This window comes from Sulfurimonas sp., assembly GCF_023229105.1.
Classification (GTDB): Bacteria; Campylobacterota; Campylobacteria; order Campylobacterales; family Sulfurimonadaceae; genus Sulfurimonas.
The window spans coordinates 1-16,124 of record NZ_JALNZY010000049.1; the positions used below are offsets into that span (position 1 = coordinate 1).

A 16,124-nucleotide genomic window follows, 5' to 3' on the forward strand; every position below is an offset into this window, starting at 1 on the left:
AAAGCTCATAAGGATCTTCAATCTCTTCTAAAATATCTCTTTTTTCATCCAACCCTTTAAGAGTAAGCTGATTTTCTATCATTTTTTTATAGGCATATGCAGAACCTACTATTATAAAAAAACTACTTAAAAATGCTATTTGAAGGTTTATAAAAAATTCAAAAGAGATAATATTTGTAAGCAGAACAAGAAACTGAACTACAAGCAGCAGTTTAATAGTTTTTTTCACTCTCATCCTCATCTTCATCATCTTGAAGCTGTTTTTTAATAGCATAACGAGGCTCTTTTGCAAGCTCTTCATACTCTTTATACTGCTTTGAATAGGCTTTGTACACATTAAGTACTGCTGCGGCAATACCAATAAAAACGCCTATCCAAAGAGTCCAGCCTGCACCCGTAAAATTTTTAAGCAAAATGCCCATCCCGACACCCATAAGAATCGCTACAACTATAGAAATTCCCAAAGAGAGGCTATCTGCTGCTTCTATTATCGGTTTTATTCTAGGAGCTTTTTGCTCCTTTTTATCCTCGCTGCTCATATTTTATCTCCTTAAAAACTTTTGCACTTGCTTTAATAGCATCTTCAATCATCTCATCGGTAGTCGCCGTTGAGATAAAACCTGTTTCATAAAGTGAACAAGCAAAATAAAAACCCTCTTTAAGCATTTTAGAGTGAAATTTAGCAAACAACTCTGCATTAGAGTTGCCTGCATCAGCAAAGTTTTTGACCGGCTTCTCATTAAAAAAGAAACCGAACATACTTCCTCTTGTATCAATCTGCATTGTTATACCGCAAGAAGCTGCCTCTTTTTGCATTCCCTCAACTAATCTTTTTGCTCTTGTATTTAAAACAGATATAACTCCGGGATTTTTCTTTAGTTTAGAGATTGCTGCGATTCCCGCTGCCATAGCGACAGGATTACCGCTAAGAGTTCCTGCTTGATACACGGGCCCCTCCGGGGAGAGCTTTGCCATAATCTCTGCTCTTGCTCCAAAAGCACCAACCGGCATTCCACCGCCTATAACTTTTCCTAACGTTACGATATCGGGTTTGACTCCTGTAATAGACTCCGCCCCATTTATAGTTGCACGAAAACCGCTCATAACTTCATCAAAAATTAAAAGAGTTCCATTTGCATCACACAACTCTCTTAGCTCATGCAAAAACTCTTTATCTGCTGGAACAAGCCCCATATTTCCAGCAATTGGTTCAATAATAACACATGCAATATCACTAGAATCCGCAAAACACTTCTTAACACTTTGAATATTGTTATACTCCGCTAAGAGTGTGTGCTTTGTAAAATCAGCAGGCACTCCCGGCGAGCTTGGATTTCCAAAGGTTGCCGCACCACTTCCGGCTTGAACCAAAAGGGAGTCGCTATGCCCATGGTAGCATCCTATAAATTTTACGATATCGTCACGCCCAGTATATCCTCGAGCAAGACGTATAGCACTCATGACAGCTTCTGTTCCGCTACTTACAAATCTAATTTTCTGTATTGAGTCAAACATGGAGATAACAAGCTCAGCTAAATCGCTCTCTGCTTGCGTTGGAGCACCAAAACTAAGTCCATGCTTTACAGCGTTTATAACAGCACTCTCTATAGCTTCATCTCTATGCCCAAATATCAGAGGTCCCCAGCTTTGAACAAAATCCACATATCTATTTCCATCAATATCTTTAAGATATGCACCCTCTCCCTCTGCTATAAAAAGAGGAGTTCCCCCGACACTGCTAAATGCTCTTACCGGTGAGTTTACACCGCCTGGAATTAAGTTTTGCGCTTGTTTAAAAGCTTTTAGTGAACCATCAATACTCATAAAACACCCTTAGATTTTTTTTGTCATTATAGCGAAGTTGCATTAATCTATATTAGTTATAATAATTCAAATTTTTACAACTGGATACCATACCTTGAATCGCTCCTACTTTGCTCTGTTTGTTGCACTTTTAATTCACTTTGTACTGCTACTTCTGTTTTGGCTTCTTGGAACGATGACACCCGAGATAAAGCAGCAGCCAAAACCACAGGAGAAGAAAATTAAAGTCTCTCTTAAGGAGATGCCAAAAATCTCTAAAGATGCCGGCGAAAAAAAAGATATTATAAAAAAACCTCAAGATATTGCACCTCCTATGCCAAAGGGAAGCCAACTAAAAGAGATAGCAACTCCCATAAACAAAAAACCTCCTATAAAATATGAACCAAAAAAAATTCAAAAGCAAGAAAAATCTTCTATCCAAAAACCAAAAGAGGTGCAAAAAGAGCAGATAACAGAGCAGCCAAAGATAGAACCCGTTCCTCCAACTAAACCATATATACCTTTAATTAAGCCTAAAGAGGAAACACTAAAGAGCAAAAAAGAGCCTTACAACTGGCTTTATGAAGACAAATCAAAGGAGGAGATAAAGGAGGATAAAAGTAAGCATGCCACAGGAAGTAATATTGGAAATTCAAATCTAAAAGAACTTTACGGGGATGAGTTTGGCAAGCTAACTCCTGGGCAGCAAAAATACCTTATTGACAATCAAGAGATTATGAGAAGAATTACACAAGAAATACTAAACAGAGTAGCGCAGGTAAATCTTCCAAGAGATATGAATGTAAACAGAACTAATGTTGTTGAGTTTTATCTGCATCCAAATGGCGATATGACGGATTTTAAATTTCTTAAAACAAGCGGTTATTATGTGCTTGACGATACAACAAAGGAGACTATCGAATATGCCTATAGCAGATACCCAAGACCGAGTGAAAAGATATTGGTACGCTACAATGTATTTTATAATTTAGCTAGATACTAAACTACCTTACTCTTAGCTATTTTTATCTAAAATTGCCAAAGCGCCTTTATATATCGGTTCATCTATAAATCCAAACTCCTCATCTTCAAAACCGGCAATCCCCTCTTCTCTTTTGAGTTCAAAAAGTTTTATGATATTTCTTGCTCTTAATATTTCTATCTCTTGCTCTGCAAAAATTTCATTTACAATCTTTGCTTGCGCGGGAGATATACACCCTTTTGCATCATAACCCATTCTTTTTTCAAGAAGCACCCACTCTCTAAACTCATCTAAATTTTTAAAATCCTGATAAACAAAAGATACCGGTTTTATGCCTATTGTCCTGCATGTAAGCAAAAAATGCGAGAGTATATAATGAACTGTTGGATTATCTCTTTTTATCAAGCTTTGTGGAAGTTTCATATCTGCAAAGAGATCTAAGATGCCGAGATAAAATGTCGTAATTTTTCTATCTACTCGAAGCAAAGAGAGATTACTCCACGCCTCGTTTGTCTCGATTGAGAGATGAAGTTCTATCTTTTCATCTAGCAGTTCGTAAACAGAATTTACCTCTTTTACTTCTCTGATTTTTGGTACCCTGATGGCATCTGGCATAAATTGATTTAGGTATGCTATCTCCTCAAATCCACCTTCATTAAGTGCATTTACTCTTACTATGAGTTTTTTGTCACATCTTTTATGATGCGCTAAAAAGATAGCACATAAAACAAGTCCAAAAGGTTTATCTTCTCTACTTAGCCCATCTTCTAAGTTTAGCACTATACAATCTGCATCAACTGAATCTATCTTAATGAGATGTTCTAACTTATTGCAGGAGAGCATTAAAACAGAGTTAAAATTTTTTCTTCTGTTTATCGTTCTGTTTGTTGCAACGGCTAACTCATTTAGCGTAGCTAAGTCTCTTGCTTTGTATGCAGCTTTTATTTGTTCAAAATTATTTATCATCTAAGGCGCTTTCTTTTTTTCTTGCAGATAAAAGTAGAGTGCCTTTATCTCTTTTTGAGTTAAAAAATATCTAGGCATGCCGTTTTTTCTCACATTTAGAGAGTTGAAAAAACTACTAAAATTCATACTGTTTATCGCAGGAGCACTAAAGCTTTTTTTTTCGTTTTTATGCTCATATGTTGCCACAATTTTGCCCTCTCCGCTCTCCCCATGGCACTTATGACAACCAATGCCACGAGGGTTTTTATAGAGCGAGGAGCCGTACTCCATGGGTGTTATGAAACTACTTGTAGCTAGCAATGAAAACGGCAATAATGCGAACAATATACTCCTCATAAAGCCATCCTTTAATATATAAAGGTATAATAACAAAAAAATAATATTATGAGGTTTAAATGCAACTTCTTGATGGAAAAGCACTCTCGGCAAAAATAGAAAAAGCTGTAGCAAATGAAGTAAAAATTTTAAAAAGTAAAACAGGAGCCGTTCCCGGTCTTGCAGTAATCTTAGTTGGGCAAGATCCAGCAAGCGTGGCATATGTAAATATGAAGAAAAAAGCGTGTGACAGAGTAGGATTTTACTCAGTTACGCATGAGATGCCCGGAGATATTTCTCAAGAAGCGATTGAAAAAACAATTACCATGATGAATGACAATCCAAATATTGACGGAATTTTGATTCAACTTCCTCTTCCTGCGCAAATAGATACAACAAAGATACTTGAACTAGTTGAACCTAGCAAAGATGTTGATGGTTTTCATCCATATAATGTAGGAAGACTCACAACGGGGCTTGATGGTTTTGTTCCATGTACGCCCCTTGGAGTGATGGAACTTTTAAATGAATATAACATAGATGTTAAAGGTAAAAATTGTGTAGTAGTCGGTGCATCAAATATAGTTGGAAAACCTATGGCAGCCCTTCTTTTAAATGCTAATGCTACTGTTGAAATTTGCCATATCTTTACAGATGACTTGAAAAAACATACTCTAAATGCGGATATTCTTTTAGTTGGAGTTGGAGTTGTAAATCTTATAAAAGAAGATATGGTAAAAGATGGTGTTATTATCATCGATATCGGCATCAACCGCGCTCAAAGCGGCAAACTTGTAGGAGACGTTGACTTTGAAAACGTCAGCAAAAAATGCTCATACATAACCCCAGTACCTGGCGGAGTTGGACCTATGACTATCGCTATGTTACTTAGCAACACCCTAAAAGCTACAAAAGCTCATGCAAACGAAAGAGAGTAGATGAAAGAAATTTTACACAAAACATATAAATTTTCAAACTCATGGACGGGAACTATTATTATTGTTCTTTTTGTTATATTTTTTATTGCGCAGGCTTTTAAAATTCCAAGCGGATCTATGAAAGACTCCCTACTTGTGGGAGATCACCTTTTTGCCAAAAAATTTGCTTACGGAATTTCCATGCCACATCTGCCATTTTTGGAAGTCTCGATTATGCCATGGAGTGACAGTCTCAGGCTAGTAGATGGAGATAAACCACAAAGGGGCGATATCGTAATTTTTAGACCGCCGCACAACACTAAACAGCACTTTGTAAAGAGATGCGTTGCAACTCCCGGGGATGAGCTTTTTGTATCTGATAAAAATCTTTATATACATCACAGCCAAGGCGATGAATGGATAAAAAAGAATTTCAGCAAAGAGGATATAGTTGTCTTTGCAGAGAAACTTTGGGTTAAAAATCCTTACATGAAAAATCATCCGGGTATTCATCATGATGAAAAGATTACACATGACGGTCAATATCCGATGCCGATTTTTCATTTTGCCCCTATCAAAGTTGAGGAGGGTTTTTATTTTATGATGGGTGACAACCGTGACCACTCAAACGACAGCCGTTTTTGGGGAGCTGTTCCTTATGATAATATAGAGGGAACACCGTGGTTTGTTTACTTTAGCATAGATGAAAACTGGGAAATAAGATGGGATCGCATAGGAAAAACACCTACCGATTTGGAATCCCCACAACACTTAAGCAAAGCTGTTGCAGAGAGAATAAAAAAAGATAAAGATGATTATGGAATCTATTGATTTACTAAAAGTTGCCGCTGCTGTTCTTGCCCTAATTGTGGCAATAGTCGGACATGAGATAATGCATGGATGGGTGGCATACATGTACGGAGACACAACTGCAAAAAATGCAGGCAGACTCTCTATAAACCCCATCTCTCATGTGGATTTAGTCGGTACGATTATAGTGCCTGCGGCTATGTATTTCTTACCGATGCTTCTAACAGGAGAGAGCGGATTTTTGTTTGGATGGGCAAAACCCGTGCCAATTAATATGAGAACGGTTCTAGAAAGAGGCGGCTATAACGCTGCCATGCAGGTAGATTTAGCGGGAATAGTTTACAATTTTACCATGGCTGCAATCGCTTCTGTTGTTATACTTGGTATGACTCAGCCAACTACTGCTGATAGCTTAATGTATGTTTTTGCTTATCTATTTATCTTTCAACTGCTTGTTATCAATGTTGTTTTAGGTGTATTTAACCTACTCCCCATACCTCAATTTGACGGTGCGCACTTTCTTATGCATCTCTCACTAAAATATAAGATAAATTCCGTAGCAGAATTCTTTTATAAAAATGAAAGATATGGAATAATTATAGTTTTAATAATTCTAATGACACCGCTTAAGAATTATCTGTTATTACTACCTGTGCAGACTATTTTAAGTCTGTTACTATCATAAAAAGGAGAAAAAATGAAATTTTATATTGCTACTGATCATGCTGGATATAACCTTAAAGATTATACGGCTCAACTACTAAAAGAGAAGGGTTGTGAAGTTATAGATTTAGGACCGTTTTCAGAAGATAGAGTTGATTATCCTGATTATGCAGTAAAAGTCTCTAAGGCTGTTTTAGAAGATAGCGGGGCGCATGGTATTTTGATTTGCGGCTCTGGAATCGGCATGAGTATGGCTGCAAACAGACATAGCGGAATTCGTGCGGCACTCTGCCATGATGCTTATACTGCAACTGTTGCCCGCGCTCATAATGATGCAAATGTACTCTGTTTTGGCGAGAGAATTATAGGCAAGGGGGTGTGTGAATCTATCCTTGATGCTTGGCTTAAAGGCAGTTTTGAGGGCGGTCGCCATGAAACTAGAGTAGAAAAAATCGAAGCAATTCAGCAATCTACGCACTAAAGCTTGCCTTAAGTAAGGCAGAAGAGTTATACTTTTTAAAAAGGAAAACTTATGTTTTTGGAATGGTCACTTTTAACAACACTCTCTATTTTATCCGTCTATCTTTTCGTTAAGATGTTCTATTTTAAGAGCATTACAAACAAAGAGCAGCGAAGCAATGATTTAATGAAATTAACTCTTCAAGAGGCAGAGATACTCATTAGAAAGTATCAGATTCAGCTTCAGCGTGCTCTTGGAAACGTTGATATATTAAGTGATGAGTTAACAAAACAGAAAAATGAGCTTAAGACATTGAAGCAGAGAAACACTAAGTATAGACAAGAGACTGATCGTCTAAACAATAAAATCAAAGCTCTAGAGGGTCGTATAGATGCTCTCGTATAAGGAAAAAACAGTGACACTTAGCAATCTGGAAAGAAAAATAATAGAAAACTCCATAAGAGATATAAAAGATTTTCCAAAACCGGGCATTCTATTTAAAGATATAACAACTCTTTTAAATGACAAAGAAGCTTACGGGGTGTTGATGAACCATCTTTACCAAAGATATAAGGAGTATAACTTAGATTATATAGCAGGTATTGATGCTAGAGGTTTTATCTTTGGCGCAGCACTCGCACAGATGCTAGGGATTGGGTTTGTTCCGATTCGCAAAAAAGGAAAACTCCCCTACACTACCATAAGTGAGAAATACTCTTTAGAATATGGCTTTGATGAGATAGAGGTGCACCTTGATGCTTTTAGTAAAATTCCAAATGCTCGTGTGCTTCTTATTGATGATTTAATTGCTACGGGAGGAACTGCAAACGCTGCTGCTAAGCTTATAAACCAAACTGGTGCATCTTGCGTTGAAGCATGTTTTATTTTAAATCTCACTTTTTGTGGCGGTAGTGAAAAACTTCAAGAGATTACTCCTATATACTATTTAATCGAGGTAGAATAATGTATATCCCAAAACCTTCAAAATTTGATCCAAATACCAATGGGCACTTTGGTATGTTTGGCGGCAGATACGTTCCTGAAACGCTTATGCCGGCACTTTTAAAACTAGAACAAGAGTACAATAACATCCGCTTTGATAAAGATTTTTGGACAGAGGTTGACTACTACTTGAAAGATTATGTCGGTCGCCCTTCCCCACTTTACTATGCTAAAAATATCTCTGAGGAACTCGGTGCAAAAATCTATCTAAAAAGAGAAGATTTAAACCATACGGGAGCGCATAAAATAAACAACGTTATTGCGCAAGGACTTATGGCGAAAAGACTTGGATATAAAAAAATAATCGCCGAAACAGGCGCAGGACAACACGGAGTTGCAACTGCTACTATCTGCGCGCTTTTAGATCTAGAGTGTGAAATATTTATGGGTGCAAAAGATGTTGCACGTCAAGAGTTAAATGTTTTTCGCATGAAGCTTCTTGGTGCAAAAGTAAACTCTGTACAGAGTGGAAGTAAAACGCTCAAAGATGCCATGAATGACGCAATCCGTCACTGGGTAACAAATACAAGAGATACTTTTTACATTATAGGAACCGTTGCAGGTCCGCATCCCTACCCTATGATGGTAAGAGATTTTCAGGCTATTATCGGCTATGAAGCAAGAGCCCAGATTTTAGAAAAAGAGAAACGACTGCCCGATCACGTCATAGCATGTATCGGCGGCGGCAGTAATGCAATAGGTATATTTCAGCACTTCTTAGAAGATGAAGCCGTTGAGTGTATCGGTATAGAAGCCGGCGGACGAGGTATTGGAAGCGGACAACATGGATGCTCCATAAATCAAGGTCGCCCGGGTGTTTTACATGGTCAGATGAGCTACTTACTTCAAGATGATGACGGGCAGGTTATTGAAGCGCACTCTATATCCGCTGGGCTTGACTATCCTGGAATCGGACCAGAACACTCATTTCACCATGACAACAAAACAGTAACATATGACCATGCAACAGATGAAGAAGCATTAAGTGCATTTGTATGGCTCTCTCAAAAAGAGGGAATTATTCCAGCATTTGAAAGCGCACATGCAATAGCGTATCTTAAAAAGATGCCAAATATTAAAGATAAACTTATTATTGTCAACCTCTCAGGTCGCGGAGACAAAGATATGATACAGGCTAAAGAGTTGCTAAATTTCGATAATTAAACTAAAGAGGAAAATTTGTGAAAATTAAATTAATAGAAAAAAATATATCTGATATTGATTCAGAAGTAACGATAGAGTTCCTATCAAAAGATGAGCTAAGCGAACACAAAGAGGCAGAGATACTAAATAACGCCGGTTTTAAAGCAAAGCAGGACACTACCTGTTTTCTTTATGAAAAAGGTATTATTTTCTGCGGAGTTGATAGCAAAAAAAGCGATGATATAAGAAGTGCTGCAGCGGCTATGATAAATATAGTAAAAGCCTCAAACTATAAATCTGCAAAAGTAAGCGCTCTTAGCAAATCGACGTTAACTGCTTTGGTTGAAGGTCTGGTTTTAGGCGCTTATGAGTTTAACGAATATAAATCAGAACCAAAAAAAGCAGCGCTAAAGGAGATTTTTATAGCATCAGATGAACTTGAATTTAGTGCCCTTAAAACTATTTTCAAAGAAGCTCTTATAGTAGCTAATGCTACATGTTTTACAAGAGATATTGTAAACAGAGCACCGCAAGAGGTAAATCCACAAACTTTATGCTCGCTTGCTCAAAAACTAGCTAGGGAGAACTCTCTTGAGTGTGAGATACTCCAAGAGGATGATTTAAAAAAACAGAAGATGAACGCAATGCTTGCAGTTGGTCGTGCCTCTATTCACGGGAGTGCTTTAATCCACTTGTCATACAAACCGAGCAACCCTAAAAAAGTCATCTCGCTTGTTGGCAAAGGATTGACATATGACAGCGGTGGACTTAGCTTAAAACCTGCTACTTCAATGGTTACTATGAAGATGGATAAAGCGGGAGCTTGCGCAGTTCTTGGGGTAATAAAAGCAGTAAGTGAGCTAAAACTTGACATTGAAGTTCATGTATTTATCGGAGCAGTTGAGAATATGGTTGGCGGAGATGCATATAAACCTGATGATGTGTTAGTCTCAAGAAGCAAAACCACAATCGAGGTAAGAAATACTGATGCTGAGGGACGTTTAGTTTTGGCAGATGTTTTAGACTATGCACAAGATGCCGTAAATGCAGACTATATCTTTGACTTTGCAACACTAACGGGTGCCTGTATGGTTGCTCTTGGACAGTACACCACTGGACTTATGGGTCACTCACATAAACTAAAGCATGATATTTCTCGCACAAGCAGTGATGCGGGAGAGTTAATCGGTTCGCTACCATTTAACAAGCATCTTGAAAAACTTCTAAAGAGCGAAATTGCAGATATTAGCAATACCTCTTCAAAGCCTTACGGGGGAGCGATTACTGCAGGACTATTTTTAGACAGGTTTATCCGTAAGGAGAACAAAAAGAAGTGGATGCACTTTGATATCGCAGGGAGTGCATATACTGAGACTCCATGGGATTGCAATGTTTATGGTGCAACTGGCGCAGGTGTTCGTCTTATGTGTGGGTATTTAAAAAACTTATAAGTAAAAAGTATTATTTCAGTTTGCATTAATTGTTATTTATATATTATTAATGATATATAAATATATTAAATTAATAAAATCTACAAAGCTATGTAATAGATGCTTAGGTTTGCATTGCACCAAAAGAGGCAGATTGAATTTTACATTTTTAGAAGTTAACAACAAAGAGCTGCTAGAGAGAGTATTTGCTTTTAGATATAAAATACTCTTAGAAATATATCCTGCATATCTGGAAATATCAGGTTTTTCAGACACTAAAGAGTATGATAAGTATGACAGATACTCCATACATTTTACCGCACTGGATGAAGATGGTGAGATTTGTGCAAACGTAAGGCTAATACACCATTCTCCCATCGGCTACCCTACAGAAAACAGTATGGTTTTTGACAACAGTATGTTTGAGAGAGATAAGCTCGGCGAAATGTCAAGAATATTTGTAGATGCAAAATATAGAAATATAAAAACGACAAAGAAAATAATACAAGAGGTTAAAAGGTTCATGTATTTCAAAATGATGAATCTTGACATTGTATATACCTACGGCTCACTAGAAGAGAGCTTTTTGAGATTGCTTAGAATCTATAAAATGAATTATCAAACTATAGGTGAAAAACAAAAACATGAATTCTTTGGTCTGCGTTACCCATCTATCCTCTACACAGAACGTTTGGGCAATGACAATTCTGAAATCATAGAGCTCTACAAGAAGCAATATGAAACGTAATATTTTATTTACTCTAAGCAGACGCTCTGTTATGCTTCTCATGCTTTACTTAACATCTCTAGGCGCCCAGAGCAATGATTTACTGGAGTCAATCTCCAGCGAGATGAAGCAGTTTAACGAAGTCGCAACCACCACAAAACAGAATGAAAATTACCAGCCATATATTATCTCGGTATTTCAAGGCGAAGAGCTTGAGAAGCTTGGTGTATTAAACCTAAAAGAAGCACTCCTGCTTGTTCCCGGTATCGATATGACAACGGATAATTTTAATAATCAAACTCCTATATTTAGAGGCTCAAACTCTCTTTCATATGGTCAATCAAAACTCTTTATAGACGGCGTATCTGTAAACAATCTCTTCTTTGATGCTTACTCAGAATATCTCTCTTTCCCTATTGAGATGATTAAACGAATAGAGGTAGTAAGAGGGCCTGGAAGTAAAACTAATGGAATCAACGCTTATGCTGGTTCTATCAATGTTATCACTTATGCAGAGGATTTTAAGGGATTTGAGTCCAGTGACAAGCTGGTTTTTAAGTACGGCTCATCCGACTATAAAATGGGCGGTTTTTTTAAAACTCTAAAAACAGACGAGCTAAAGCTCTTTATAGATTTTTTCTATCAAGAGGATGATAAAAAACTTCCATCAGGTCCTGATGGTCTATCTCGTGGAGTTCTAGGTGCGAGCAATATACCACTCTCAAGATCCGGTGATGCTCCGGTGTGGCTTAAGGATTACTCACTAGGATTAAGCCTTGAGTATAAAGATTTTTCTATAAAAGCAAGAATGCTGGAACATGAAAAAGGGAGTGCTTATGGCATCAACCTTGCACTGCCGCAAGATAGCGACCGAGTTAAACTGCCTAGCTACTATCTGGATCTTGACTACGACAAAAAAATTGGCGATTTTGAGTTAAATATAGATGCAGGTATAAAGTATGATGCATTTGATTCTTACTCTAAATTAGCTCCTGATGATTTAAATCTAAGCAATATAATTTTTTATGATGGAATATATGGAGAGCATTTTGCTGCTCAACGGACGCTCTATCACTCATTCTATATTAAGTATGACGGATTTGATAAACATACTATTACTACAGGATACCGCCTTATAAGAGAAGAGACAATTGATATGATCTCAAAACTCTCAAACAGAGCAACGGGTGATGTTGAACTAGTTGACTATAGCGATACACTACCTTTTTTTGACAAAAATGCAAAGCGAAATATATTTATATTTTCACTCCAAGATGAGTTTTGGCTCAACAATAATCTTAGTTTTATATACGGCTTTAATTATGAAGAGACATCCTACAAGGATGCAGGAGTAGAGCCTAGAGTCTCCATGGTGTATCAGCTAGATGCAGAGAATATATTCAAAGCCATATATAGCCGTTCACACAGAAATACATCTTGGCAGGAGATGTTTACCATGAACAATCTTGCAAGAGTCGGCAATACAGACTTACAACCTGAGATAGTGGATGCATTTGAAGCGGCATATATTAAAAAAATATCTAACGACTCTCATGTCAAAACAAATCTTTTCTATCTTTTAAACAAAGATCAGATATACAACTCATCTACTAGCCCAGAGTATAAAAATGCGATGGACAGTGATATTTATGGATTTGAAATAGAGTACAAAGGGAATATATCCAATCTTGACCAACTCTATCTAAACTACTCCTATGTAACGGGAGAGTCCTATATCAAAGATGAGTATAGAAGCGAATCGCTCTCAAATGTTGCACACCACTTAGCTAAAGGGTATTATATATATAACATAGGCAGAAAGTTGTCTCTTAGTACGACAGTCAAATATGTTGGCTCAAAAAGCAGAGTCTCTGGAGATACACGTGAGAAAGTAAAAGCCTACTCTACCTTTGATACTGCTATGCGCTACAAAAACATAAAACATAATTTTAGTTTGACTTTTAGTATAAAAAACATATTTAACAGCACTGTTAAATTTCCATCTGCAATAAATACATATTTACAAGACTATGAGCAAGAGCGCAGAACTTTTCTGGTAACTCTAAAGAAAGAGTTTTAAATGAAAAAAATAGCTCTTCTTTTTTTTATTTTAGTAAGTTATGTTTATGGGTATACGTACAACAAGCTACTACTAAAAGCTCAAGCTTCGATTTTTCCAAAAATTATAATGCTTGATAAAAAACTTTACGAAAAACTTGTTGATGGTAAGATTGTATACACTATTGTTTATGAGAAGAACGACTACTACACAGCTTCTGAGATAGGTAGGTTTATTGAGGCAAACTATAAAAATGCCTCAACCAAATACGCTTATAAAATAAACTTGGTAGAGTTTTCAGAGTTCTCAAGCGAGACTGAGGCAACTGCTATTTACGTTCTTAATTCTAACAATCAAGTTCAAGAGCTTGTAGATTATGCAAAGAAGAAAGGGATTATTACATTTGCTTATGATATAAACTATCTAAAAAGTGGTTTTTTATTTTCCTTGATGCTTGAAAAATCAGCCGTAATATATTTGAATAAAGATAATCTAAACAGCAATAAAATTGATTTTGTTGACTCACTTTACCAAATTGTTAACTTTCTTGATAAAAGTAGCGGCTAAGATATGAAATGGTCTTATTTGTATGATAAAATGTCTTCAAATAATCCGGCTAGGCATCTTAAGGTATTTGCATGAATAAAAAAAAATTCAGCTCTCTTTCTAATAAAATAGTATTTTCTATAGCTTTTGTTTCACTTGCTATTACCATTGTAGTTTTTATAATTTCTAGTAAAATTAACAAAGAGGCATTTCACCAAATAGAGATTGAAAAAGCTACTATTATTGCGCAGACTATAGAACCGCTAATTGCTGTTAATATCTATCTAGAGATGGAAGATAAAATCAACCAAATAATACTCCAGCTTATAGAAAACCCAAATATCCTTGCCATAAAAGTAATAAAAAATGACAAACTTATAAACTATATAGAATCAAAAGAGTATAAAAGCGATATTAAAGAGTCTTTTGTCGTAAAGAGGACTCTGACTCAACCCAACTCGACAAAAACAATCGGTGAGCTGGTTCTTGTTTACTCAAATAAGGGATACAAGAAGCTTATAGCAAAATATACAAATTTAACACTTATGCTTATAGTAACCCTAGTAGTGCTCTTTATACTATTTGGTCTCTATGTAAAAAAACTCCTTCGCCCGTTAAGAGAGATATCAAAACTGCTTAAAAACTACTCTGTAAATAAAAATATTCAAATTCCGTTTATATCACAAAATAATGAAATTGGACTAATTTCAAATACCCTTAATAATATGCAGCAAAAAATTCTTCAATACTCAAAAAAGCAAGAAAATATAAACCGTTTTCTTGAAGAGAAGGTCAACGAAAAGACTCTTGAACTTAACGCACAGCTATATATAGATGCGCTAACGGGATTGCCAAATAGATTTAGCATGTTTCATGAAATTGATAAGATAAAAGATGGCGCTTTGCTTATAATCAACATTGACGACTTTAAAGAGATTAATGATTTTTTTGGACATGTTGCAGGTGATAGCATTTTAAAAAAATTCTCAAACAGACTCAAAGATATATTTAAAGATAATGAGTTTATAAGTCTAAAACGCCTCTCAGGAGATGAATTTGCTCTTCTCTTTGCTCAAAAACCTCCACTGCAAGAGTTCATAAACATAGGAGAAAAATTAATTGAAGATGTAGAAAAAATGCTTTTTTTTCATGAAAAAAGCGAGGTAAGCATAAGGGTGACAATTGGAGGAGCATATCAGATAGAAGGTGCTCTTGAAAAAGCCGATATAGCTCTTAAATCGGCAAAAAAACAGCAGAAATCTTTTTTGCTTTATGATGAAAAGCTAAATATAGAAGATGAATACAAAAAGAACATGGAGTGGGTCAAAAAACTCAAAAAAGCTATTGAACGTGATAGAATTGTTCCATATTTTCAACCGATATTTGATAACTCTACAGATAAAATTGCCAGCTATGAGTGTCTTATTCGTTTGATTGATGATGAGGATAGTGTAATCAGCCCATACTATTTTCTCAATATTGCCAAAAAAAGCAGATTATACAGTACACTAACGAAGATTATGGTTGAAAAAAGCTGTATTTACTTTGAGTATCTCAACTATGCTTTCTCAATTAATTTGTCAGTTGAAGATATACTTGATAAAGATGTCGTCAATTATATTAAAGAAAAAATACAAACACATAATGTTGCAAATAGAATTATTTTTGAGATATTAGAATCAGAAGGTATAGAAGAGTATGAAGAAGTCTCTGCGTTTATTGGCGAGATGAAGAGACTCGGATGCAGAATTGCAGTTGATGACTTTGGAAGCGGATACTCAAATTTTGAACATCTTCTTAAGCTAAATGTTGACTATATCAAGATTGACGGCACTTTAATAAAAAACCTTGATAAAGATATAAGTGCGCAAATAATAGTTGGGACAATTGTAGATTTTGCAAAAAGATTAAACTTATTGACTGTTGCAGAGTTTGTACACAACAAAGAAATTTTTGAAAAAGTCAAAGAGCTCAATGTTGATCGTACTCAGGGATATTTCCTCTCAGAGCCCCAAAAAAGCACAATTAATAATTGAGTCTTTTTAAATAGAGAATAAAGGCATAATTTATTTTTAAAATCATATAATCTTAACATGCAAGATATATCATTTGAAACCTTTTTATTTGCCTTTACGCTCACTCTTCTTGCTGGAATCTCTACTTCAATAGGTGCAATATTGGCATTTTTCTCAAAAAGCAAAAACTACACCATATTGTCAATCGGCATGGGTTTTTCTGCAGGTGTGATGATTTATGTATCGTTTATGGAGATTTTAGTTAAATCAAAAGAGTCTTTTTCAC

Annotated in this window: 17 protein-coding genes and 2 pseudogenes; 14 read left to right on the forward strand and 5 right to left on the reverse strand. The window is 36.0% G+C overall.

Annotated features, from left to right (window positions below):
- From M0Q17_RS07505 to hemL, 3 genes and pseudogenes are all read right to left on the reverse strand, one after another.
- Nucleotides 1-229, reverse strand: a pseudogene (locus tag M0Q17_RS07505) (hypothetical protein); the annotation flags it as partial.
- Nucleotides 213-539, reverse strand: a complete 327-nt coding sequence (locus M0Q17_RS07510) for an AtpZ/AtpI family protein (RefSeq protein ID WP_295085382.1) — start codon at nt 537-539, stop codon at nt 213-215. The pseudogene M0Q17_RS07505 and the gene M0Q17_RS07510, both read right to left, overlap by 17 nt.
- The gene (gene hemL, locus M0Q17_RS07515; RefSeq protein ID WP_295085385.1) at nt 523-1,824 is read right to left on the reverse strand and encodes a glutamate-1-semialdehyde 2,1-aminomutase; all 1,302 of its coding nucleotides are present in this window, start codon (nt 1,822-1,824) and stop codon (nt 523-525) included. The genes M0Q17_RS07510 and hemL overlap by 17 nt, the downstream gene beginning before the upstream one ends.
- Nucleotides 1,825-1,918: 94 nt before the next feature.
- On the opposite strand from hemL, the gene M0Q17_RS07520 reads away from it, so the two are divergent.
- On the forward strand, nt 1,919-2,806 hold the full coding sequence (locus M0Q17_RS07520; protein WP_295085388.1) for an energy transducer TonB: 888 nt from the start codon (nt 1,919-1,921) through the stop codon (nt 2,804-2,806).
- A gap of 12 nt (nt 2,807-2,818) precedes the next feature.
- On the opposite strand, the gene M0Q17_RS07525 is transcribed toward M0Q17_RS07520, so the two are convergent.
- Both M0Q17_RS07525 and M0Q17_RS07530 read right to left on the reverse strand, forming a co-directional pair.
- A complete protein-coding gene (locus M0Q17_RS07525; protein WP_295085390.1) occupies nt 2,819-3,751 on the reverse strand; it encodes an aldolase/citrate lyase family protein in 933 nt (310 codons plus the stop codon).
- Nucleotides 3,752-4,087 (reverse strand): c-type cytochrome, encoded by a 336-nt coding sequence (locus tag M0Q17_RS07530; RefSeq protein ID WP_295085393.1) that lies wholly within the window; start codon nt 4,085-4,087, stop codon nt 3,752-3,754. It abuts the gene before it with no gap.
- A gap of 59 nt (nt 4,088-4,146) precedes the next feature.
- On the opposite strand from M0Q17_RS07530, the gene folD reads away from it, so the two are divergent.
- From folD to M0Q17_RS07595, 13 genes and pseudogenes are all read left to right on the forward strand, one after another.
- Nucleotides 4,147-5,004: a bifunctional methylenetetrahydrofolate dehydrogenase/methenyltetrahydrofolate cyclohydrolase FolD gene (gene folD / locus M0Q17_RS07535; RefSeq protein ID WP_295085396.1), complete on the forward strand. Its 858-nt coding sequence runs from the start codon at nt 4,147-4,149 to the stop codon at nt 5,002-5,004.
- The gene (gene lepB, locus M0Q17_RS07540) at nt 5,005-5,814 is read left to right on the forward strand and encodes a signal peptidase I (protein ID WP_295085398.1); all 810 of its coding nucleotides are present in this window, start codon (nt 5,005-5,007) and stop codon (nt 5,812-5,814) included.
- Complete coding sequence (locus M0Q17_RS07545; protein WP_295085401.1) at nt 5,801-6,478, forward strand: site-2 protease family protein; 678 nt, start codon at nt 5,801-5,803, stop codon at nt 6,476-6,478. The genes lepB and M0Q17_RS07545 overlap by 14 nt, the downstream gene beginning before the upstream one ends.
- Before the next feature lie 12 nt (nt 6,479-6,490).
- On the forward strand, nt 6,491-6,937 hold the full coding sequence (gene rpiB, locus M0Q17_RS07550; protein WP_295085404.1) for a ribose 5-phosphate isomerase B: 447 nt from the start codon (nt 6,491-6,493) through the stop codon (nt 6,935-6,937).
- Between the two features lie 51 nt (nt 6,938-6,988).
- On the forward strand, nt 6,989-7,321 hold the full coding sequence (locus M0Q17_RS07555) for a hypothetical protein (protein WP_295085406.1): 333 nt from the start codon (nt 6,989-6,991) through the stop codon (nt 7,319-7,321).
- Between the two features lie 10 nt (nt 7,322-7,331).
- Nucleotides 7,332-7,880, forward strand: a complete 549-nt coding sequence (locus tag M0Q17_RS07560) for an adenine phosphoribosyltransferase (RefSeq protein WP_295085409.1) — start codon at nt 7,332-7,334, stop codon at nt 7,878-7,880.
- A complete protein-coding gene (trpB, locus tag M0Q17_RS07565; RefSeq protein WP_295085412.1) occupies nt 7,880-9,082 on the forward strand; it encodes a tryptophan synthase subunit beta in 1,203 nt (400 codons plus the stop codon). Before M0Q17_RS07560 ends, trpB begins: the two co-directional genes overlap by 1 nt.
- Nucleotides 9,083-9,099: 17 nt before the next feature.
- Nucleotides 9,100-10,512: a leucyl aminopeptidase gene (locus tag M0Q17_RS07570; protein WP_295085414.1), complete on the forward strand. Its 1,413-nt coding sequence runs from the start codon at nt 9,100-9,102 to the stop codon at nt 10,510-10,512.
- Between the two features lie 133 nt (nt 10,513-10,645).
- The gene (locus tag M0Q17_RS07575) at nt 10,646-11,239 is read left to right on the forward strand and encodes a GNAT family N-acyltransferase (protein ID WP_295085417.1); all 594 of its coding nucleotides are present in this window, start codon (nt 10,646-10,648) and stop codon (nt 11,237-11,239) included.
- On the forward strand, nt 11,229-13,298 hold the full coding sequence (locus M0Q17_RS07580) for a TonB-dependent receptor plug domain-containing protein (RefSeq protein ID WP_295085420.1): 2,070 nt from the start codon (nt 11,229-11,231) through the stop codon (nt 13,296-13,298). The genes M0Q17_RS07575 and M0Q17_RS07580 overlap by 11 nt, the downstream gene beginning before the upstream one ends.
- Nucleotides 13,299-13,844 (forward strand): hypothetical protein, encoded by a 546-nt coding sequence (locus M0Q17_RS07585; RefSeq protein ID WP_295085423.1) that lies wholly within the window; start codon nt 13,299-13,301, stop codon nt 13,842-13,844.
- A 71-nt stretch (nt 13,845-13,915) separates the two neighbouring features.
- Entirely contained in the window at nt 13,916-15,859 is a 1,944-nt protein-coding gene (locus M0Q17_RS07590) for a GGDEF and EAL domain-containing protein (protein WP_295085426.1), read from the forward strand.
- Between the two features lie 57 nt (nt 15,860-15,916).
- Nucleotides 15,917-16,124: pseudogene (locus tag M0Q17_RS07595) on the forward strand (zinc transporter ZupT); the annotation flags it as partial.